The 19,877-nt window shown below is 68.9% G+C and carries 19 protein-coding genes and 3 pseudogenes; 13 read left to right on the top strand and 9 right to left on the bottom strand.

What is annotated here, in order from left to right; translation table 11 throughout:
* Positions 1 to 293: 293 nt before the first annotated feature.
* Entirely contained in the window at positions 294 to 1,526 is a 1,233-nt protein-coding gene (locus ABEB00_RS00510) for a helix-turn-helix domain-containing protein (protein WP_345616696.1), read from the bottom strand.
* A 275-nt stretch (positions 1,527 to 1,801) separates the two neighbouring features.
* Here ABEB00_RS00510 and ABEB00_RS00505 point away from each other — a divergent pair, with 275 nt between their 5' ends.
* From ABEB00_RS00505 to ABEB00_RS00495, 3 genes are read left to right on the top strand one after another with little or no spacing between them, the layout of a single operon-like run.
* Positions 1,802 to 2,362: an ATP-binding protein gene (locus ABEB00_RS00505; RefSeq protein ID WP_345616694.1), complete on the top strand. Its 561-nt coding sequence runs from the start codon at positions 1,802 to 1,804 to the stop codon at positions 2,360 to 2,362.
* Positions 2,359 to 2,883: a dCTP deaminase gene (locus tag ABEB00_RS00500; protein ID WP_345616693.1), complete on the top strand. Its 525-nt coding sequence runs from the start codon at positions 2,359 to 2,361 to the stop codon at positions 2,881 to 2,883. Before ABEB00_RS00505 ends, ABEB00_RS00500 begins: the two co-directional genes overlap by 4 nt.
* Entirely contained in the window at positions 2,813 to 3,346 is a 534-nt protein-coding gene (locus tag ABEB00_RS00495; protein ID WP_345616692.1) for an HAD-IA family hydrolase, read from the top strand. Before ABEB00_RS00500 ends, ABEB00_RS00495 begins: the two co-directional genes overlap by 71 nt.
* 457 nt (positions 3,347 to 3,803) lie before the next feature.
* On the opposite strand, the gene ABEB00_RS00490 is transcribed toward ABEB00_RS00495, so the two are convergent.
* Complete coding sequence (locus tag ABEB00_RS00490) at positions 3,804 to 4,772, bottom strand: hypothetical protein (protein ID WP_345616691.1); 969 nt, start codon at positions 4,770 to 4,772, stop codon at positions 3,804 to 3,806.
* A gap of 1,687 nt (positions 4,773 to 6,459) precedes the next feature.
* On the opposite strand from ABEB00_RS00490, the gene ABEB00_RS00485 reads away from it, so the two are divergent.
* The 10 genes and pseudogenes from ABEB00_RS00485 to ABEB00_RS00440 all read left to right on the top strand — a co-directional run bounded on the left by ABEB00_RS00485 (position 6,460) and on the right by ABEB00_RS00440 (position 14,833).
* On the top strand, positions 6,460 to 7,353 hold the full coding sequence (locus tag ABEB00_RS00485) for a helix-turn-helix domain-containing protein (RefSeq protein WP_345616690.1): 894 nt from the start codon (positions 6,460 to 6,462) through the stop codon (positions 7,351 to 7,353).
* 2 nt (positions 7,354 to 7,355) lie between these two features.
* Complete coding sequence (locus ABEB00_RS00480; RefSeq protein ID WP_345616689.1) at positions 7,356 to 8,054, top strand: zinc finger domain-containing protein; 699 nt, start codon at positions 7,356 to 7,358, stop codon at positions 8,052 to 8,054.
* A gap of 161 nt (positions 8,055 to 8,215) precedes the next feature.
* Positions 8,216 to 8,857, top strand: a complete 642-nt coding sequence (locus tag ABEB00_RS00475; protein ID WP_345616688.1) for a WhiB family transcriptional regulator — start codon at positions 8,216 to 8,218, stop codon at positions 8,855 to 8,857.
* Positions 8,854 to 10,546 (top strand): annotated as a pseudogene (locus tag ABEB00_RS00470) (hypothetical protein). Before ABEB00_RS00475 ends, ABEB00_RS00470 begins: the two are co-directional and overlap by 4 nt.
* Positions 10,543 to 10,734 carry a hypothetical protein gene (locus ABEB00_RS00465; protein ID WP_345616687.1) on the top strand — a complete coding sequence of 64 codons (192 nt, stop codon included), beginning with the start codon at positions 10,543 to 10,545 and terminating at the stop codon, positions 10,732 to 10,734. Before ABEB00_RS00470 ends, ABEB00_RS00465 begins: the two are co-directional and overlap by 4 nt.
* A gap of 85 nt (positions 10,735 to 10,819) precedes the next feature.
* The gene (locus ABEB00_RS00460) at positions 10,820 to 11,056 is read left to right on the top strand and encodes a hypothetical protein (RefSeq protein WP_345616686.1); all 237 of its coding nucleotides are present in this window, start codon (positions 10,820 to 10,822) and stop codon (positions 11,054 to 11,056) included.
* A 263-nt stretch (positions 11,057 to 11,319) separates the two neighbouring features.
* Positions 11,320 to 11,670, top strand: coding sequence for a plasmid mobilization protein (locus ABEB00_RS00455; RefSeq protein WP_345616685.1), 351 nt, complete (start codon positions 11,320 to 11,322; stop codon positions 11,668 to 11,670).
* A complete protein-coding gene (locus ABEB00_RS00450; RefSeq protein WP_345616684.1) occupies positions 11,667 to 13,409 on the top strand; it encodes a relaxase/mobilization nuclease domain-containing protein in 1,743 nt (580 codons plus the stop codon). Before ABEB00_RS00455 ends, ABEB00_RS00450 begins: the two co-directional genes overlap by 4 nt.
* Before the next feature lie 208 nt (positions 13,410 to 13,617).
* The gene (locus ABEB00_RS00445) at positions 13,618 to 14,061 is read left to right on the top strand and encodes a hypothetical protein (protein ID WP_345616683.1); all 444 of its coding nucleotides are present in this window, start codon (positions 13,618 to 13,620) and stop codon (positions 14,059 to 14,061) included.
* A 79-nt stretch (positions 14,062 to 14,140) separates the two neighbouring features.
* Entirely contained in the window at positions 14,141 to 14,833 is a 693-nt protein-coding gene (locus ABEB00_RS00440; protein WP_345616681.1) for a hypothetical protein, read from the top strand.
* Between the two features lie 170 nt (positions 14,834 to 15,003).
* Here the strand turns inward: ABEB00_RS00440 and ABEB00_RS00435 are convergent, their stop codons facing one another.
* From ABEB00_RS00435 to ABEB00_RS00405, 7 genes and pseudogenes are all read right to left on the bottom strand, one after another.
* Positions 15,004 to 15,825 carry an SPDY domain-containing protein gene (locus tag ABEB00_RS00435; protein WP_345616680.1) on the bottom strand — a complete coding sequence of 274 codons (822 nt, stop codon included), beginning with the start codon at positions 15,823 to 15,825 and terminating at the stop codon, positions 15,004 to 15,006.
* A 12-nt stretch (positions 15,826 to 15,837) separates the two neighbouring features.
* Positions 15,838 to 16,128, bottom strand: coding sequence for a hypothetical protein (locus ABEB00_RS00430; RefSeq protein WP_345616679.1), 291 nt, complete (start codon positions 16,126 to 16,128; stop codon positions 15,838 to 15,840).
* Between the two features lie 101 nt (positions 16,129 to 16,229).
* Positions 16,230 to 16,582 (bottom strand): annotated as a pseudogene (locus ABEB00_RS00425) (SPDY domain-containing protein).
* Between the two features lie 291 nt (positions 16,583 to 16,873).
* Entirely contained in the window at positions 16,874 to 17,605 is a 732-nt protein-coding gene (locus ABEB00_RS00420) for a hypothetical protein (RefSeq protein WP_345616678.1), read from the bottom strand.
* Positions 17,606 to 18,046: 441 nt separating this feature from the next.
* Complete coding sequence (locus ABEB00_RS00415; protein WP_345616677.1) at positions 18,047 to 18,499, bottom strand: GNAT family N-acetyltransferase; 453 nt, start codon at positions 18,497 to 18,499, stop codon at positions 18,047 to 18,049.
* 98 nt (positions 18,500 to 18,597) lie between these two features.
* Positions 18,598 to 18,738, bottom strand: a pseudogene (locus tag ABEB00_RS00410) (IS21-like element helper ATPase IstB); the annotation flags it as partial.
* Between the two features lie 327 nt (positions 18,739 to 19,065).
* On the bottom strand, positions 19,066 to 19,854 hold the full coding sequence (locus ABEB00_RS00405) for an SPDY domain-containing protein (protein WP_345616676.1): 789 nt from the start codon (positions 19,852 to 19,854) through the stop codon (positions 19,066 to 19,068).
* Positions 19,855 to 19,877: the final 23 nt, after the last annotated feature.

Raw genomic sequence — 19,877 nt, 5'->3', positions numbered from 1 at the left:
GCCCGGCTTGACGCATACGCCGCAGAGACACGCTGCACCCGCCCCGTCGCCGCGGCCGTCCTGGACGACCGCGGCGACAGACACGCCCCACACGGTGATCGCCACGGCCGGACCGGGATCCGGCGTCCTGTCCGCCCACCACAATGAAGCACTGCCGAGCGCGGTCGGCCACGCCGAGACAGAGCTGGAAAGGCTGCCGCAGGCCGAAGTGCGTACTTAGTTGGCGGGCGGACAGCAGTCCCCGTGCGTGGGCCAGGACCATGAAAGAGGTCGCTGGCCCACAAGGCCGCCCCTCATCCGTTTGCGGCGGTCAGGGCGGCGCGCAGGTTTCTCGCGGATCCGGTTTCGGTGGCGATGGCCACGGCGCGGGAGGCGAGATTGGCGGCGGTGTCCCGGTCGCCGCAGGCCGCGTGAATGCGGGCGCTCGCGGTCAGTACTTCGGCGGAGCCGCGAACGCTCGTGGCGGGCCAGGCAGCGCGGGCTTCGTCGAGGGCGGTCCGGCCGGCGCGCAGGAGGGAGGGAGTTCTCTGGCCGAGGCGGACCATGGCGTGCCCGGTCCACTTGTTCAGTTCGGCGGCGTCCAGGTAGCCGATGTAGGTGGGCTTCTCCCCGTCGTCGGCTCTCTCCAGCAGCGTCCAGGCGAGGGTGAGATCCCGCTGGGCGAGGCGGGTGTCTGCCAGGCAGGCGTAGTGGTGAGCGCGGACGGCGTGGAGCCAGGACCGTACAGCGGGGTGGGCTGCGGTGCCGGCGAGGTGCAGGGCGCCGTCGGCGAGGGTGAGGGCGCGGTGATAGTGGCCCTGGTCGGTGAGGATCCGGCTCATCTGGCCGATCAGGTTGGTGCAGGAGGAGAGGTCGCCGGCCCGGCGGGCGTGGGCGGCGGCGTCGCGGTAGTGCGTGGCGGCGGTCTCGGCCATGCCCAGGTCGTAGGTGAGGAAGCCGACGAAGCCGCCGGTGTCGGCGGCGAGTGCGGCGATCCGCTGTCGCTCAGCGGGGCCGGCCGCGGTGGCGTGCCAGGCGAGGATCTGCTGGTGGTGGCCGACGGCGTGGGCGTAGACGGCGGACGCCCCGCGTAAGTTGTCGAGCCGGCCGTGGGCGGCGCGCAGGGCGAGATGGGCGTCCATCAGGTCCCGCCCGCCCGCGGCGGCCGGTGTGCCCGCGCCCGGGCCGGTGGCCAGGGCGGCGCCGGCGGCGCCGGCGCCCTTGAGGAAGTCTCTGCGCCACACTTCGTCCCATTCCCGCAGGAGACCGTCCACGGCACTGTCCCCAGCAGCGTCGGCCGTCTCCTCGCTCAAGCGCTGTCGTTGGGCTTCGGCCAAGGACACCAGTTTGCCGCCTGCCCCAAGGGCTTTGTCCAGACCGCGAGCGATCGGGAGCGTCGGCACTCTGCGCTCGTGTTCGAGATCACTGATGATGCTCTTGCTGCACGAGGCCCGGCGTCCAAGTGCCCGCAACGACACCTCGCCACGCAGCCGCCGCAGTTCCGCGGCGAACGTCGTCTCCTCGGCCTCCGGCATCACTACCTCCATGCCTTTGTGGTGATCCGGCTGTCCGCACGGGGACGCGGACGGCGTACGTGCGGCTGTGACCAGCACACACCCGCTCCCCCGCGGCGCGCGCGGGCCTTGGGCGAGGTGCGGACAAGTGCGGACGGCCGGGCCCTGCCCGGAGGCCGGGCGGGCGGCCACCATGGTCGTCACGGGCTCTGAGCGTAGGGACACGCCGCAGACAGGCCAAGACCTTTGGCTCCTGGAAATCAGGGCCCGCCTGACTGTCATCCGGAGCCGTTGAGAGGAGCCCAGTCATGCCCCCCAAGGTGGCGCTGTACGGCAGGCCCGGGGCCGGCAAGAGCACGCTCGCCGGTCTCCTCACGCAGGAACTGGCCGCCGCCGGTGCGGACGTGCTGAACCTGAAGGTGGCCGCGCCGCTGTACGAACTGCAGGCTATCGTGCACGCGATGGCCGGGCGTCCGCTGCTGGACGGCAGCGAGCAGGACGGAGAGTTACTGAACGCCCTCGGTGCACACCTGCGGCGCATCAACCCGGTCGCGCTGACCGAGGCGTTCACCCGGCGTGTGCGGCAGGCCGGGCAGCGCCGTCCACAGGCCGTGCTGGTCTGCGACGACCTGCGGGCCCCGGACGTGAGGGCGGTCACCGCCCTCGGGTTCCTCCTCGTGGAGATCACCGTCTCCGACGCGGTCCGGCTCGTACGCAAACGCGAGAGGGCCGACTTGTCCGCGGGCGCGGAACACCACTCCACCGAGGCGCCGGTCGAGGCGGAGCCGTGGCGGTGGGTGGACAACACCGGCAGTCTCGACGAACTGCGCGAGCGGGCGGCCGAACTGGCCGGGGAGGTACTGCGGTGATCCTGACCGGCAGCGAGATCGTGCGGCAGCGCGATTTCGGCTCCCTGACCATCGAACCGTTCACCGCCGACCAGTTGAACCCGGTCTCCTACAACTACCGGCTCGGTCCCGTTCTGCGTACCCACCGCGCCCAGGTGATCGACACGCACGCCACCAACGAGCTTCGGGAGTGCGCTATCCCGGACGACGGCGTGGTCCTTCAACCCGGTCGTGTGTACCTGGGGACCACGGTGGAGAAGATCGGCAGCCCGGTCTTCGTGCCGTCGCTGATCGGCCGGTCCTCTCTCGGGCGGCTCGGGGTGTTCCTCCAGTACAGCGCCGACCTGGGCAATGTCGGGTCGTGCCATCGCTGGACGCTGGAGATCAAGGTCATCCAGCTTACCCGCGTCTACGCGGGCATGACCGCCGGCCAAGTGACCTTCTGGTCGACCGTCGGCGCCCCGCTCTCCTATGCCGGGCGCTTCGGGCGGATCGACGAAGCCACCATCGGCCCGCCCGGCCTGCTGGTTGGCGCCCGCTGACCCGTCCTCACCGTCTTCGAGGCCACACGTCCGCGAGGCCCTCGGCCCCTGGCGCACCGACCGCAGCGAACCCGACCCCCACATGATCAGCCTCCTCGCCGTAATACGCCGGCAGTTGCCCGTCGGTGTCCTGTCCAACTGCACCGACGCCCTCCGCGCCGACCTCCAGCACCACGGCATCACCTTCGACCACGTCTTACCATCGGCAGAACTCGGCGTCGACAAACCCTCACCACACGCCTACCGCCACGCCGCCAGCCAGATGGGCATCCCCACCCACGCTCTGGCCTACTACGATGACGAACCCACCTTCGTCCACGCGGCACGATCCGTAGGAATGCACGCCTACCTGTTCGCCGGAGCCGATAAATTCACCACCCACCTGCGCGGACACGGCCTGCCCCTGCCCACCCGGCACGGAAGCAACGCACCTGCCCGTATTGCGCAGGCTCCAGACGGCTGAAGTACTGGTGGATCACCCTCGCTGATGCTCGTGCAGCCACCGTCAGGCTGCCGCGAAGGCCGATGGCATTTTCTGTCTGCGCGAAACTCAAGATCCGCCCAGCCTTGACGAACCGTGGTGTCGGGCGCCGTCTGCACGATGCTGCTGTCACAGAACGCGTCGACCAGCCGCGGACCGTCCTACCTGCATCATCGATAACGATCCCGCCCACAGTGCGCACCTCCGCTGGGGCCACAAGATCATGGGCCGAATCAAGCACTCATTCGAGTCGCCGCTCTCGACGCCATTCTCCTCCCGTCGGCCTGAACGGTCCGCCTCCGTCCGCTGGCCTGCGCGTCGCGCGACCAGGACGAGGCGATACAAAAACATACAAACCGGTATCGCCGTGCAGCAAAAATCGTGCGCGTGGTGGTCGCGAAGGAAATTCTGCCCCAGCATCAGGAAGGCCCTCCAAGCGTTACGGAAGCTTGCGCTCCTCCGTTGTACCCCACCAGGCACCGAGGGCGAAATGACTGCTTGTGTTAGTCGCCTCGTACAGCGCCTTGATTTCTTTGTTTATCGTCCCCCGCGAGAGACCCATCACCCTTGCCATCTGGTCGATCGTCTGACCATCTTCCATCTTGCGGAGGATTTCGCGCCCCCTGCCGGTGGTGACCGTGTCAGAGATCTGCCGCACCCGTTCCCCCATCCACGGTTCGGCCCTATCCCACAAGAAACGATAGAAGGTGGTGCATATTCGAACCATCCCAGGGTGCGTGATGATATAGCCAGACGACGGCTGGGCAGGCCCTATATCTCGGTCTGATATAATGGCGCACCGTTCATCGATGACAAGCATCCTGACGTAATTTGGCACCATAGTCCTCACCTCGGCCCCATGAGCGCTGGCCGCTCGCGCCCACTCTCGCTCAGCCGTACGGGTCCTGGCAGCGTCCGGATAAATGGTCTTCATTTTGATCCCCCGCTGAAGCATCCGAGTTTCGCGGACTATCGATGCTTTGAGTTGCGCTGACTGCCGCGCGTCGGGGTGAGCTGTGTAGAGGTGGCTCCGCATCGTGTCCATGTATCGAGCGATCATGTCATTGGCCACTGCGGCGTCCTCGAAGTAAACGATTCCTCCGCTGGTCTCAGCCGCCATTCGGTCAAGGCCAGCAAAGAGGGTCGTTATGGAGGTTATGCGCACCTGATGCTGGGCCATACTGGCCTGCTCGGCCTGGATGAGGTCTCGCTGAGCCTCGTGAAGGTCCCCAAGGACATACTGGCCGGTGAGAGGCTCCAGGACGGCCAGACCCATGCTCTGCAACTCTTCGTGGCCTGGGGCACCTCCTGCCCATTTCCCACCGTCGAGCCCTTGCCGTATGAGGGCTTTGGCCGCCCCTGAGAGAGCAACGGCTCCGTACTGGTGGAGTACGTCCTTTTCGATCACGTTCACACCTTGCACTTTTGATCACTGGACACATGTGCACCCAGCACTCGCTTGCCTCACACAACCATCACATGGCCTGATTTACGTCACGGAGCGCAAGTTCCCCCTGCACCACCAGTGACGCCCGGACCCACATGTGCCCTTCCGGCACAAGCTACGTCGCAGGTGAGAGAGGGTACTGTGCGCGCCACGCAAACGGAGGGGACACCTCCCCTTAGCTCGCGATCACTCAGAACATGCCAGCGGAGAGGTTGGTGGACATGAACCGGTCACGTCGCTACTGGATTGGCGTCGCGGGAGTCACTGCGGCGGTCGCTCTCAGCCTGGGGGGTGCCCTGGCGTCAACCGTGACGAGCCAGGGCACCCAGGACGACTCCAACTGGGGTTCGGCCAGCACTGCCCCTGCGGCCAAGGAGGACTCAGGCCCGGACACAACCACGTCCGACACGAACTGGGGATAGGTCCCCAGGCGAGGATCGCCGGCGGCGACCGTCTGCCGGTTCAACTTCGCGAGGAGCGGCAGACCCCCCTCTCACTAGGAAACGGGCTCGGGGGCTCAGCAAGTACTTAGGGGCGAGAAGGCGGTAATTCCGGTGCCATACGCGCGGGAGCGTAGTTTCGCGCTTAGTCGCACCAGGCCGTACGCAACAGCATAGGCGTTCGAAACACTGATTTGTTCCACTTTGACACCGAGGGCGCGGGACCATACTTCATCGTAGCCGGCAGCATTGCGCTACAAATCGAAGACCGTGATGCCCTCGCAGGGTTCTGCAACGCACTTGGGGACCACCGGAGGAGCCGCTTTCCCGCCCCTGATTATCCAAAACTCGACATCCGACCCCATAGGCAGCAGAGTTCGCCATGCACCTGGTTCACCTTAACCTTGCTACAGCCTTATTCTGCGGGTAGTCACCGTCACCGACGGCCAGCAGTAAACAAGGGTCCCGCAACCTTGGCATGAAAAATGCTCGTAAGCATGCGCGGCGACCAAGAACCATGATCCTTGTCTTCGAGGGTTGGGCGAAGGGGAGGCACCGCAGCACCAGGAAAATCCCTTGCGCACTGCCCATAAAATGCACAACCCGCATCTCGCACCAATGCTCGGAAATCTCACGAATACCGATATCGGAGCCGCGAGGATTGAGGGTATGCACACGTTCACGAGGGACTGCGTGAGTGCCGCCCTTGTGGTGGTGCTGCATGACCTGCCCCGCCGTGCTCGCCTCAGTGCGAGCAGCGAGGACAGCCCCTGAGGCCCGCTTGCATCGCGCCCGGCGGCACGACTTCTACAGGGTTTAAGAACCAAGTCTGGATCTTGGCGCGAGGTCGTGCGTATGTTCGTCGTCCCCAGGCAGCCCAGTCCGGCCTCAACGAGTGAGGTGCGGCAAGACGCCCACTTAGATCCGAAGCACAGCGACGGCGCCCGAGAGGTGCAACTCCCGGACGCCGACCGCCTCTACGGCAGAACCCGCCCCGGCAAGGGCGGATATCGCCTCCATCACCACGCTGATCCCTTCCACCGGGCGCTTCAACGTGGCGACTCCAAAGGAGATTCTTGCATGCACCCTGCCCTGCGCAAAAGGCCCAACGGCCCAGCCTGCGCGGCAGCCGCCCACTCCCCCCAGCCCCGGTGTAACTGGGTCCCGACCTGTCCGGCGCACTCCCACCTGACGGTCGGGAGCAGCCGATGAGCGTCGATGCACGCGAGTGGGTGTGGGAGCACAGCTCCAGCCGAGGGGCCGCGCGCCTGGTCCTGCTGTCCATCGCAGACCGAGTGGCCGATGAACAGTGCATCTCCTGGGCATCGCTGTCCAGCCTGGCCAAGCGCACGCGGGCCTCGGTCTCCACGGTGCGTGAAGCCGTCGAGCGCCTGCTCCTCGCCGGCGAGCTGGAACAGCTCGACGACCTGGTGGGCCCGCAGCGCAGCACGGTGTATCGCCTGCCTCTCGCCGCCGAAGTGGTCACCCAGGCCCAGCGCGAGGAGCAGGAGGACAGCGACACGGCGGCGCCAGACGAGCCCGCTGGCCCCGCGAAGCTCCGGCTCTCGGCTCTGCGGCGGTACGGAATACGCCCGCGTGAGGTGTCGGAAACCCCCGGGAGGGTCCGGAATCCGGCAGTACCGGAAACCGGCAGGTCGAGGCGGAAACCGGCACAGCGACGTACCGGCTACCGGCACAGCGATGTACCGGCTACCGGCACACAGAACCGTAGTGAACCTGATTTGAACCGGAGGTACAGCAGTGGTGGTGCTGCCGTCCTCTCGGCTGCCGAGTGGCAGGCCGACCCGGCAACCCACACCTGGGCCCACCAGCAAGGACACCTCGACCGCCTCGGCGAGCAGGGCTTGCAGGCCGCCGACGCGAAGTGGCGTGCCCACCGGGCGGGTCATGCTCCGAGGCCGGCGGAAGCCTGGGCTGCCGACTGGCGCTCCTGGGTCGCCCGGGAGCACGCCCCCAGCCGCCCGAACCTCTACGCCGTGCCCGGAAAGAACACCGCCTCGTCGAGCGGAATGACTCGGGCGGAGGCCCACACCGCAGCCCTTCTCGCCGCCCTCGACGAGCCGACCGGATCGGAGGGCTGACAGTGGACCGCCGTGAAATCGCCGCCCTGTTGGCCTACATCGGCCGGCTCGACCCCCGCACCATCCGCACCGACCAGGGCGAGGCCCGCGACCAGCTCGCCCAGTGGCACGAGCTGCTCAGCGACGTGCCGATGGCCACCCCGCACGGCTGGGACGCCCGCCTCGCCGCCCGCCAGCACATCCGCACCTCACCATTCGCGATCCTGCCTGCGGACGTGATCCGCCCCTGGGAGAGCTACCGGCGCGACCGCCTGGCCCGCCACTCCGACCCCACACCGTCCGCGGACCCGGACGACCAGGCCGCCTGGACCGCCGAGCTGGTCGGCACCCGCCGCGCCGTCGCCACGGGCATAACGCAGCCCGCGCAAGCCCGGGCCATCACAAGCGGCCAGGACGGGATCGACCCGCGGCTGCAGACTCGGCTGAAACAGATCGGCTCCTGCATACCGCCCGCCGCCCGAGCCGCCCTCGCCCCGTTCCGGCCCGCCCGGGCAGCACGCGAGGCCGCCGTCGCGCAAGGACTGCCCGACGCCCTGAGCGTGCGATGCGAGTGGTGCCTGGCGCCCGTCGGCGAGCCATGCCGCCGCCGCCGGATCGGCCCCAACGACGGGGTACGCGCCGTCACCCCGCGCGCCACCCCGCACCCCGGCCGCCTCGACCTCGCCACCGCCCAACAGGCCCAGCAGCCCGCCTTGACCTGACCGGCGCCTCCAGCGCGTGCATCCCCTCCGGGGCACCGCCACCAGACAGCACCGTCCCGCACCGGCTGCGGCGCACGCCCTGCGCCGCAGCCGGCACCCGACGCCGCACCCGCCGAGCACCACCCTGGTCGGCCGACGCGGCAGCACATCGGAGACTCGCCTTGCGCCACATCACCACCCACGACGCGCCAGCCACCGGCCTGCGCAGCATCGGAGACACCAGTTGGCACGTCCGCGGAGCGTGCCACGGCATGGACATCGAAGACGCCGACGCCGTCTTCTTCCCCGGCCCACGGGATCACGAGGAGATCGCGGAGGCGAAGGAGCTGTGCGGCTGGTGCCCCGTACGCCGTGACTGCCTGGACTTCGCTCTGGAGAACGTTCTCAAGGAGGGCGTCTGGGGCGGACTCACCGAAGCCGAACGGCGCCCGCTGCACGACAACCTGCACCAGCGCCTGGACTACCGGCGCGTAATCGCCTGCTTCCAGGGACGCGACATGCACCTGACCGAGGTTGAGCGGCAGGTGGTCATCGACCACTCCTACGTCCGGGGCTGGCAGCCCGACCGGCTTGCCGCCGCCCTGAAGATCAGCCACAAGCACGCCCGCGACCTGCTCCGGCAAGCGGCCAACAAGGTCTTCGACCGCGACCGCAATTACGGCGTGCCCCGCTCCAAGAAGAAGCGGAAGAAGACCCCCAAGGCCAAGGGCACCCCCGCGCCCGCAGTTCCCGGTACTCAGCAGCCGACAGGCCACCCAGCAGCGTCGGCCCCGGCGCACGCCTCTCTCGGAAAGGCAGCATGACCCAACCCGTTCTCGCCTTCGCTGCTACCTCGGACATCCCTCTCCTCGTCGCCGCCGTCGTGCCCGCAGCCCTCGCGCTCGTGCTGACCGCCTGGACTGTCCGGCGCCGGGGAAATCGCACGCAGAAACGTCTCGGCGACCCCGCGGTCAAGGTCGCCGCCGTCGCTGCCCTGGGCTGCACCGTCTACAGCGCGGATACGAGCTGGCGCTTCGCCGCCGACTACCTCGACATGACCGGCACCGCTGAGCGAGCCGGGATGTTCGCCGCCGCCGAACTCGCCCTTTTCGCTACCGCGCTGATGGCACGGCAGAACCTCGCCGTCCAGGGCGCCCCCGGACTGCCGGGCACGCTGGTCTGGGTGATCACCACGGTGCAAGTGATCCCCGCCTACGCCGAGAGCGGCCCCATCGGCGGCACGGTCCGTGCCTTCGTCGGGCCGGTCATGGCGGCGATGCTGTGGCACCTGGCCATGGGCATCGAGCTGCGCCTGCGCACCCCGGGTGCAGCCTCAAACGGACTGATCGCCGTCCTGGGCCGGGAGGCACGCGAGCGGCTGCTGTCCCGCCTGGGCATCGCGGCGCGAGACCGCGACGCCGCACAGATCACCCGGGACCGGGCCACCGCCCGTGCAGTGACCCTCGCCGCTCGCCTCGCCGAGCGCACACCCGAGCAGCAGCGCAACCGCCGCGGTCGGCGGCTGACGCGACGCCTGTCGAAGGCGGTCGGCAGGGCCTCGGTCGGAGCCGATCCCCTCCAGCGGGCACATCTGCTCGACCAGCTCGCCGCCCGGCGACACGCTCTCGCGCTCGCAACGGTCCCGCTCCCTTCGCCCTGGTCCCCGGCGCACAGCAGCGCATCAGCGGCCACGGTCCCCGCACAGCCGACATCGAATGTGCCGGTCCCCGTCCCCGGTCCCAACGGCTCCGACGAGCCGGTCCGGGACCGCGGACCGAGGTCTTCTCGGGGACCGGTCCCGGTTCCCAAGAAGGCGAACCCGAAAGGTGAGGTCCGCGCGGGGACCGAGGGCGACGAAGCAGGCGCGACCGCAGCAACCCAGCGCTCTGACAACGGCGCGGTCCCGGGGACCGAACCCGCCAGCCGAAAACCCGCAGCGCGGGACGCAGCGGTCACGAAGACCGATCACAACACGCGAGAAGTAGCAGCTCCGGGCCCAAATTGTCATCGGGGACCAGGCGTCGTGAAGTCGGGGACCGAGACCACCGAGGACGGAGGACCGACCGCCCCCGAGCCCGGGACCGAGACCACCGAGGACCGAGGACCGACCGCCCCCGAGCCCGGGACCGAGACCACCCAGGACCGAGGACCGACCGCCCCCGAGCCCGGGACCGAGACCACCCAGGACCGAGGACATAAAGTCCCACTCCGCCGGAAGCCGACCAGGACGTCCCGGACGAAGAACAGGGGCAAGCGTGCCCGGTCCCGCTCTCCGCAGACGGAGCGCCAGGCACGCGAGCTGGGCGAGTCCGAGCGCCGGCTTGTCCACGAGGTGCGCCCCCATGTTCCCCCCCCTGCTCGAACGGGATGGCAACGGCGCGATCACCCGGGTGCAGTTGCGCGAAATTATCCGCCGCCAGGGCCTGACGGGTGTCGGGAACGACCGACTCGGCGTCGTCCTCCAGGAGCTGCGGAACGAGGGCATCATGACGACGAGGAGCAGCGCCCGATGAAGACCTGCCACCGGTTCAAAACCGTGCGCGCGGAGTACGAGCGAGAGATCGAATTCATGCTCGCTCACTCCGAGCGGCACGCGGGCAGGCCGGCGGCGAAGTCCAGCGCGAAGCAAGCTGCCTCGGCGAGACAGCGGATGGCCCGCGCGCTCAACAGCCACGTCGGGCGCTGCCCCGAGTGCGGCTGAACCGGCAAAGCCCCAGCTCAAAGCCCGTACTCGTAAAGGTGGCCCGGCTCCACGCCGGGCCACCGTCCCGCTTGGGAGGTACGCCGTGAATCCGCGTTCCCTTCGCTCTTCCGAGCCCGCCACCGCCGAGGCCGGTGCCTGGGCGGACGTCCTGGTCCGCCTGCAACTCCTGCACGCCGTCGTCCCCACGCCGACCCGGCAGTGGCTCGTCCAGGACCGCCCCGACGGACCGGTCCGCGTCCTTGCCAGCCCAGCCGCTGTCCTCCCGCTGGTCGCAACCATCCAGCAGCGCACCCGCTCTACGAGGCCCGAATGCCGATGACGAACGCACCCAAGAACGGCACCACCCCGGAACCTGATCCCGACCGCGACTCGGTCTCGGGGCGAGCAAGTTGGGGCGGAAGCATAGCTTCCGCCGAACCCGCCCCCGAGGGAGCGGGAGAGGACCTGCACCGGGGGGCGCAGGTCCTTCGGGCTTCGACCGGGGGCGGATCGAAGCCGGGGCAGGAGGAGAAACTGACCGAGCCGCCCGCCCGCCGACAGCGCGCTCGTCAGCGCCCGCGCCAGCCGCCCGCAAAGAAGCGCTTGCGCCAGCCCGCCACACGATTCAACGAAGACGAGTATGCCCTGATCAAGTCCGCCGCCGCCCAGTGCAATCTGTCCGTCGCCGGGTTCCTCGCCCGCTCCGCGCTCGCCGCCGCCCGCGACCTCGACCGCACCAGCGCCGAGATCGCCGACGAACGCGAGGTGATCACCGCCCTGTTCGACAGTCGGCGTCGGCTCGGCTGGGCCGGCAGCAACCTCAATCAGGCAGTCAAGGCGCTCAACGCCGGCGCGGACGTTCCTCACCTCGAAGCGGCCATCGCCGCCGTACGGCGGGCCGCCGACACCGCCCACCAGGCCGCCACGCGGCTGATCGAGCACTACGGCTCATGATCCCCAGCATCAACCCGTCGGGAGCGGACACCCGAGGTCTCCTCTACTACCTCTACGACACCGGCAAGCACGAGGACCACACCGACCCCCACCTCGTCGCCTCCTTCGACGGCATGTCCCCCGACCCGGGCCGCGACCCGAACGCCACGCTCACCGACCTTCAGCGGCTCCTGGACCAACCGATGATGGCCCTCGCCAAGCACGCCCGCCCGGCCAAGCACGTCTGGCACACCTCCGTGCGCGCAGACCCGGGCGACCGGATCCTGACCGACGAGGAGTGGGCCGGCATCGCCCGCCGCATCGTCGCCGCCACCGGCATCGACCCCGGCGAGGGACAGCCCGGCTGCCGCTGGGTTGCCGTGCGCCACGCCGACGACCACATCCACATCGTCGCCACCCTCGTCACCGAGGACGGCCACCGCCCCGACGACTTCCGCTCCGGCGCCCGCGCTCAGGCCGAAGCCCGCCTCATCGAGAAGGAACTCGGCCTCCACCAGGTCGCTCCCGGCGACGGCACCGCGGCGAAGCGACCCACCAGCGCCGAACGCCACAAAGCCGAGCGGCAGGGCCGCGAGCGCACCGCCCGCGAGGAACTGCGCGAAGCCGTACGACGGGCAGTGAGCGGGGCGCGGAGCGATGAGGAGTTCTTCGACCGGCTCGCCGCCGCCGGCCTCCTGATCCGCAAGCGCGCCGCTCCCTCTGGCGACCTGCTCGGGTACAAGGTCGCCCTGCCCGATGACCTGAACAAGGACGGCGAGCCGGTGTTCTACCCCGGCGCGCGCCTGGCCCCCGACCTGTCGCTGCCCCGCATCCGCGAGCGCTGGGCCGGTGACGCGCAGGACGTTCCGGCTGCCCGGCGGGAGGGCGCGATCCGTACGGGGCCGGGCAGTCCGGCCGCCGCACGCCGCGGGACAGCCTCGGCCGTGTGGCAGGCCGTGCTCGTCGTCGAGCACGGCGAGGACGCGGTCGCCGCCGCCCACATCGCAGCGGCTGGCGAGGTCCTGGATGCCCTCGCGAAGACCTCCGCCGCCCACACTCGCCGCGAACTGCGCGACGTGGCAACGGCTTTCGAACGGGCCTCGCGCTCTCACGTCCGCGCCGTCCGCGGGCACGATCGAGCCCTGCGGCAGGCCGCCCGCGACCTCGTCCAAGGCGGCCCGGCCCTCGGCCGCGGCGAGGACGGAGCCACCACGGCCATGGCCATCGACATGCTGTTCTTCCTCATCACCGCCGCCGCGCACTGGCACGCCAGGAAGGGACACGCCCAGCAGGCCGAGGCCGCCACCCGAGCCGCCGCGCACCTGCGCACCGCCTACCAGGCCGCCGCCGCCCAGCCCCTAGGCGTGCTCTGCCAGCGCGGCCGACGCCTGAGCCGACCGATGCTCCAGCGGCAGACCGCGCTGCTTCGCGAGGCGCTGCCGGAACTGGCCGAGCAGATCCTCGCCGAACCTGGCTGGTACGCCCTGGCTGCAACCATCGCGGAAGCCGAGGCCGCCGGCCATGACCCGGCCGCCCTCCTGTCCGACGTTTCCGCACGGCGCGAGCTGGGCACTGCGGACTCCGTCAGCGACGTACTCGTGTGGCGGATGCGGCGGACCGCCGACCTGCCCGCCGATGCCTCCAACCTTCCCGAGACCAGCACGGCCGGGAACCCGTCCGCGTCGCGCAGGCCGGCCACCAAGCCCTCCGCGTCCGGCGGGCAGCGCAGCGGAGAGGAGACCTCACGTCAGGCCCGGTAAGCCCACCGGATGCCGGCACGCAGTCTCACCACATCACAGCCGTGGCGACGCCGCCGTGCCGTACTGAGACACGCACATGGCCCACTCGTCGTCGGGGCCTTTGAGGAGCCGGAGGGACTGTGGACTTTGTGAATTGAAACCACGGGGGGCGTGGAGCACGATCATTAAGCGCGTAGTACGAGGTGTCGAGGTGGAGGAGGACGCCAGGGTGTTTCACCGGATACGTCGCAGGGCCAAGGGGCCGAGCGAAGCTCAGAGACAGTTGGCCGAGGCGCACGCGCGGCTGCAGGGCCAGGTCCCGCCAGGCTTCGGAGTGCCGGCGCCTGAGCCGGAGTCCGTCGAGCCGGCTGTCGTCGTGGATGACTTCCTCCCGCCGGAACTGCGGGTGCCGAGCCACGACCAGGTCGAGGGCACGATGATGCCGTGGAAGCAGCCCCTGGTTCTCGACGGTGAGATGGCCGCCTGCACCGAGTGCGGGGCGTACCGGGACTGGCTCATCCTCTCCACTCGTGGTGATATCTGGCTGCGCTGCCGGGCCGGACACCAGCAGCAGGAGGCCCGCATCGACACCGTCTGGTTCAACCGGCACTCCGGGCCGGCCGACTCGACGCACGCGACGTTCGAGGACTGCCTGCGCCACCTCGGGCACTGACCACCACTCCTACGACCCCACCGGGCCCTCGGGCCCGCACTGACCACCCATCGCCTAGCACCAAGGGGTCAGTTCCGTCATGCGCGTTCGCATCGCCACCACCGCACTCGGCATCACCACCGTCCTCCTCGCCGTGCCCGCCTGCTCCACCGACACCACCGGGTCCAAGCACCAGACCCCCTCCTTCCGTGCGGGAAAGCCGGCTGAGGCCGTCCAGGAGCCGTCCGCGCTCTCCTCGGCCGCGCTCGAGTCCCGCCTGCTCGACCCGAAGGACCTCGGCAGCGGCTACCTTCCCACGCCGGAGCGTCCGGCCCAGCACGACGACGTCACCGTCATCGGCTGCCCGGCCCTGAGCGAACTGGGCGGCGCCGCAGCGACTGGCGGCACGCTCGCCTTCCCGCACAAGGCGAAGGCGGACTTCACCTACGGCGGCAGTTCCGTGGAGATCGCCGAGGAGCTGTACAGCGACAACGCGAAGAAGCTCTCCGACGGCATCGATCGGATCTTCGACGCCATGGCCGGCTGCCCGACGTATCAGGTCGTCGCGGGCGACACCCCGGTCGACGTGACCTCGCAGAAGCTGCCCGCACCCCACGCCGGCGGTGACGAGCGCTGGAGCCTGCTCCTGACGTTCGTCACCGGGGGACGGAGCACCGTGGTCAAGCAGACCGCGATCCGCGACGGCAACCTGCTGCTGGTCGTCTCCGGCTCCCCCGCCCTGGTCGACCGCCACCTCGCTAAGGCCCTCGCCAAGGCCACGGCAACGAGCTGACCTGCGCGCACGTCACGATGCTGCCTCCGACCACCGAAGGTCGGGGGCAGCAGTGCTTTTCAGGATGAGCGTCGAAGACGGACCGGCCACTTCACCCGAGATGCAAGAAAGTCCGGCACCCCCAACTGGGAGGGTGCCGGACTGCGATCGTCGAGAGTTGTACGCGGGAGTTAGATGGCCGGCGCGCGCAGGAGACGCTCCTGGGTGGCCTCGGGCAGCACCCGCCGCAGGACTGGTGCGGTGGAGCTGAGGGAGGCGGCGAAGGCGGCGACGAGGTCGTGTGGGACGCTGGCGGCGAACGATGCCGCCCACAGACACGGTGCGCCGAGCGCGGGCTCGGCCCACGCCTGCCATCCGGCCGGTCCCGTCTCGTCGTCCTCGGCGGACAGGACCCGCGGGTCGGCGTCCTGGATGAGGGGCGGGACCTCGCCGAGGCTGATGTGCGAGGTGAACGTCGGGTCCGTCGCCGCCGCCTGGGCTTGGTCGATGTCGCGGAACCATCCGTGGGCGGCGACAGCGTCGAGAACCAGCTCGGATCCGGCGAACGGCACGGCAGGCTGGGTGCTCGCGTCGAGCGCGACGAGGAAGTCGACCACCGCCTCGCCAGGGACGTCACGGGTGAAGTAGGCCGACCACTGGGCGAGCGGGCTGCTCGCCTCGGCTCGGGCGGAGATCTGCCAGGCGATCGGCAGCCCGCCCAGGTGGAACGGCTCGTCCGCCAGGCCCCACTGGGCCCAACGCAAGGCGTCGGGGCTGATGTGCAGGACGGTACTGCGCAGGACCTGGCGGTCCTCCGGTGCTTCGTCCAGCTCGTGCCGTCCCCGGACAATCGTCAGGCTCGTCCAGCGCAGGCCGGCGAGCGCCTCGGCGACGACGTCGTAGAGGCGTCCATCGTCACCGGCCAAGTACCGGGGGCCGACCCAGAACGCGGGTTGGCCGCCGCGCGAGGCGGACGGGTCGGGCGGAAGGTCGGGGTACAGGGGCGCCTCCAAGGGCTCGGTGGGTTAGTTGCCGCCGGCACGGCGGCGAGGGCGGCGCGGGGGCGCCTGAACGGAGCCTCGCCACGTCAGGGCGATGGCGACCTCTGGCGGCAGATGGCCAAGCTGTGCGTCCTCGTCCGGTCCCTCGGCGAGGTAGACAACGGTCCTTCCCGTTTCATCCACCGACTGCACGACCTGCGCCAAGCGGTGCACCATCGGGAAGAACGGATTCATGGCCTGCCGGACCGGAGCACTCCGGTCGCAGCCGGACAGCAGATCAATGAGATCGCCGACGGTCATCTCCGAGGACGTCACGAGCAGCCTCCAGGGGTGCAAGGAAAAGGGAGCGGTGCGATGGCTCGGTGGTCGGTAACCGCCCGGTGAGAGGGCGGACACTTCCTGTCGGTGTCCGTGGGTCAACGGCGGCGCGATGTCTCCAGCACCCGCGCTACGGCGGCGGCGACGATGTCGGCCGGCGTCTCGGTGTCGAACGACAGATGGTAGCCACAGACTTTGGCGGTGCCGGTGACGGCGATCTTCCATCCCTCGCCGTCGGTACCGGGGCGTCCGAGCGGGAACCAGCCGAGGTAGAACCGGCCATCCTTCGAGCTGACGTGCCATCCGCGCGATCATCGACGATCAAGTGAAAGTCCTCCGAGGAGAACTGGTCCAAGACCAGCGTGGGCTGGCCGGGGCCGAGCTGCCACTCGCGCAGTCGCAGGGCTTCGACGGTGGTGGAGAAACCGGGGCCCGCAAGGGCTACGGTCACAGGCGATCACCTCTCTGACCTGGGGTTTCTTTCCAGGTCGTCCACGTTGACATGCTCTCGCGGGCGTTGGCCAGTCGTTCCGGGATCTTTCCTGTCTGCCCCCGGCGAACTGCTGTCCGTCGGCAGCAAAGCCACTGGGCGGCGACGGTCTTCTGGCATCATCAGCGCGATGCGGCCCGATGCTGGCAGGTGGATAACATGGCCTGGGTTCCAGCAGACGAGTAATTCTGCGGGCTGCGAGCATCCGCTTGCGCACTGGGCGGATGCCCGTTGTGGCGCTGGCGAGGCTGATCATGAAGCGCCAGCCCGCCAGGAACCACCGAGTTCGGCAAGATGCCCGCGCAGTGCGCCACGCTGCTCCTCAAGATCCTGCGAGGCGGGAGACAGAAGATAGACGTTGTCTCGGTATGGACGGAAGCCCAGGCTCTCCCACCCCTGGGCGATCCTGGCGTTCACGCGGTCCCACTCGGCTCTGTCCGTCAGATGACGGCTGCTGAGATCGGTGATGCCGGGCGAACAAGCGACGGCCCGGCAGCCGGCCATGAGCCGGGTGATCACCTCGCAGGCGAGCAGGGCCGCCAGGCCGTGCCCGCGCCATGGCGGATCCAGTGTCACGCGATCCATGACCAGCAGCGCTGAGCCGACGTACTCCAGTCGTTCGCTGACTTCGCAGGTGAAGGAACCCGTCTCGGGATCAAGGAGGACCTGCGCGATCTCGTACAGCTCCTCCGACTCCTCCTCGATGGCCCAGTAGGCGTTGCGGCTTCGGTCGAGGTGCACCCGGTAGAACGTCATGGACCCGACGGCTACGTCCTCGACCGTGCACGAGGGGCAGTCAGCAGCCGCGCACCCGCTGGAGCTGGTCGGCTCGTGGTGTCCACCGTGGGTGCGTCGGCGGTGCAGGATGGCCACGTTCCAGCATTCGAGCGTGTCAGCCTGTGGGGTGTCCCAGAGTCCGTCGTCGTAGGAGATGCGCAGGTGTAGCTCGGAGGGGTCGCCTGGCAGTGGGGAGGGCTCGATCACGGCCGCAGCGTAACGAGGCGTCCGCGCGTTCGCGGACGACGGAGCCCCCGGATTCCAGTCTGTGGAATCCGGGGGCTCCGGGTCGTATAGAGGAATGGAGTGCGGGTCAGCTCTCGGCGGAGTCGTCAGCAGGGCTGTCGGTGCGATTGCGGCGTGCCATGGCGAGGGCGACTCCGCCTCCCGCGATCAGCACGGCCGCTCCGCCGATCAGCCACTGTGTGGCTTCGTTGATCTCTAGGACAGCGTTTGTCGACCGGTTCCGGAGGCGGTTGGTGATCACCCAGCTCGCGGATGTCGATGACAAATGACGGCACTGTCGTGTCTGGGAACGCGGGACGGCCAGCCGCCCGTCAGGGCGGCTGGCCGTCGAGGGTGGGAGTAGTGACAGAGGCTGACCGGAAGGGAGACCCGGGGGCGGTTCAGGCCACGTAAGAATCCCGTTTATGGCGCCATGTCACGCAGATCTAGGCGGTTTCTGGGCAATCCGAAGCCAGCCATCTCTTTTTCCTCGTAGGACAGGAAGCCCAGACTCCGGTAAAACGCGTGGTTGCGCTTGCCCTCCGGTGACGACTCGTGGTCCGTGGACAGGAGGAAGAAGCGGCAGTGTGAGTAGCGCGGCATGAGGTCCTCGATCAAGGCCCGGCCGATGCCTTGCCGGTGATACGCAGGGTTGACCACGACGTCCTGGACGTAACAGATGTGCTCGTCGTCAGAGATGGTCCGGGCCAGCCCGAGGAGCGTTCCTGAACCGTCTCGTGCCGTGATGACGAGGTGCGAGTTCAGCAGGCCGCGGCAGAGCTTGTCGACGTCGCTCCTGTAGCCCTCCCAGCCGACCGAGTCGTAGAGGCTGAGCATCTCCTCAGGATCGAAAGCGTCCTCTTTCGCTATGAACACACCAAAACCCCTATGCAGCGGTACTGCTTCTGATTACGAACTCGACACCGCATCTGACTTCACGCTCGTCAGGCACGTCAAGATCGCAACCACCGAACTCAGCCGGCTTTGGCGGGTTCCTCGGCTCGTGCGCGGGTGCTGGCGAGGCGGTAGGAGTCTGTGCCGGCCTCGATGATGGTGCCGTTGAAGGTGAGGCGGTCAACGATGGCCGCGCAGAGGCGGGGATCGGTCAGTAGACGCCAGGGGCAAGATTCCTGGAGGTCAGCCTTCCCGAGGCGTCACTCCGCCCGCCCTCGTCCAGCTTCCGGCCGGCGGCATCGAGAAGGAACGCCGCTCCTGCAGGGCCTCGCCGTCGACCTCTTGCTCGGTGAGGGGACCTCGCCCGTGTCGGCGCCGGGACTCGCGTCGCCGTGGAGGCGAGGACCGGCTCGGTCGCCTTGGCAGTTGCGGCTGGCGCACAGGCGGACGGGCTGGTCACCGCAGCGGCGACGGCGGTGGTCCGGACGACGCGGGAGAGGATACGGGGGTGCACGAAGGAGGACTCCCTGTCGGGTGTGGTGCAGGGATCAGCGGGTTAGGCCCGGGGTTGGGCCTGGCGGAGGCGTCGCGACACCGGCCGGTGTCGTCGCCTTCTTCGGCTCCGGGGTCGCTGAGGCGACGTGGAGGAGATGGCGGCTGGAGAACGGGACGTCTCGTACCTGGCGGCGGAGGGCCTCGGTGGAGATCAGGGAGGTGGTGAAGGCCGCGACGAGTGTGGTGGGTGTGCTGCCGGAAAACTTGGCCTGCCAGCGTTGTTCTCCCATTCCGCCATGGGCGCTCCAGGCCAGGTGTGCCCGCCAGGCGTAGTGGTGCTGCACCCTGGCATGGCCGTCCGGGGCGAGGAAGCTCTGGGTGCCTTTGGTGCTCACGGTGTGGCTCCAGCCGTGGGTAAGCAGCGGCAGGTACGCCTCCTGTGCCGTGGCCTTGTCCTGGAACAGAGTGTCCGCCTCGTTGTGGAGGTCTTCGAGGTAGACGTCGCGCATTTCGGTGTGGACGTCGCGCAGCAGCTCGGCCGGGGTGGTGGCGTCGAAGGTGATCTGCCAGGTGGCGTTCGAGCTGAACGGGTCCCGGTATCCGGCGGTGATCCATTGTTTCTGGTCAGGTCTGCCGGGGTCTTGCCGGTAGCCGGTACGCAGGCGCAGGCAGGGGCTGGTGGCGATGACCAGTGCTTCCTCGTCGCTCTGGTGCAGGGACCATCCGTCATCGAAGGGAAAGGGCCAGACAGTGCGGGGATCTGCGAGGCCGGGGCCTGCCAGGTGGCGTGGCAGGATCTTTACTTCTTGGTCGGGTTCCAGGCTGTCGAACGGGTCGGGCATCAGGTTTCTTCCGTGGTCGGGGA

Source organism: Streptomyces ziwulingensis (assembly GCF_039542605.1).
Classification (GTDB): Bacteria; Actinomycetota; Actinomycetes; order Streptomycetales; family Streptomycetaceae; genus Streptomyces; species Streptomyces ziwulingensis.
The sequence above is the reverse complement of the archived record's forward strand: the minus strand, read 5'-3'. Positions and strand labels throughout refer to the sequence as shown.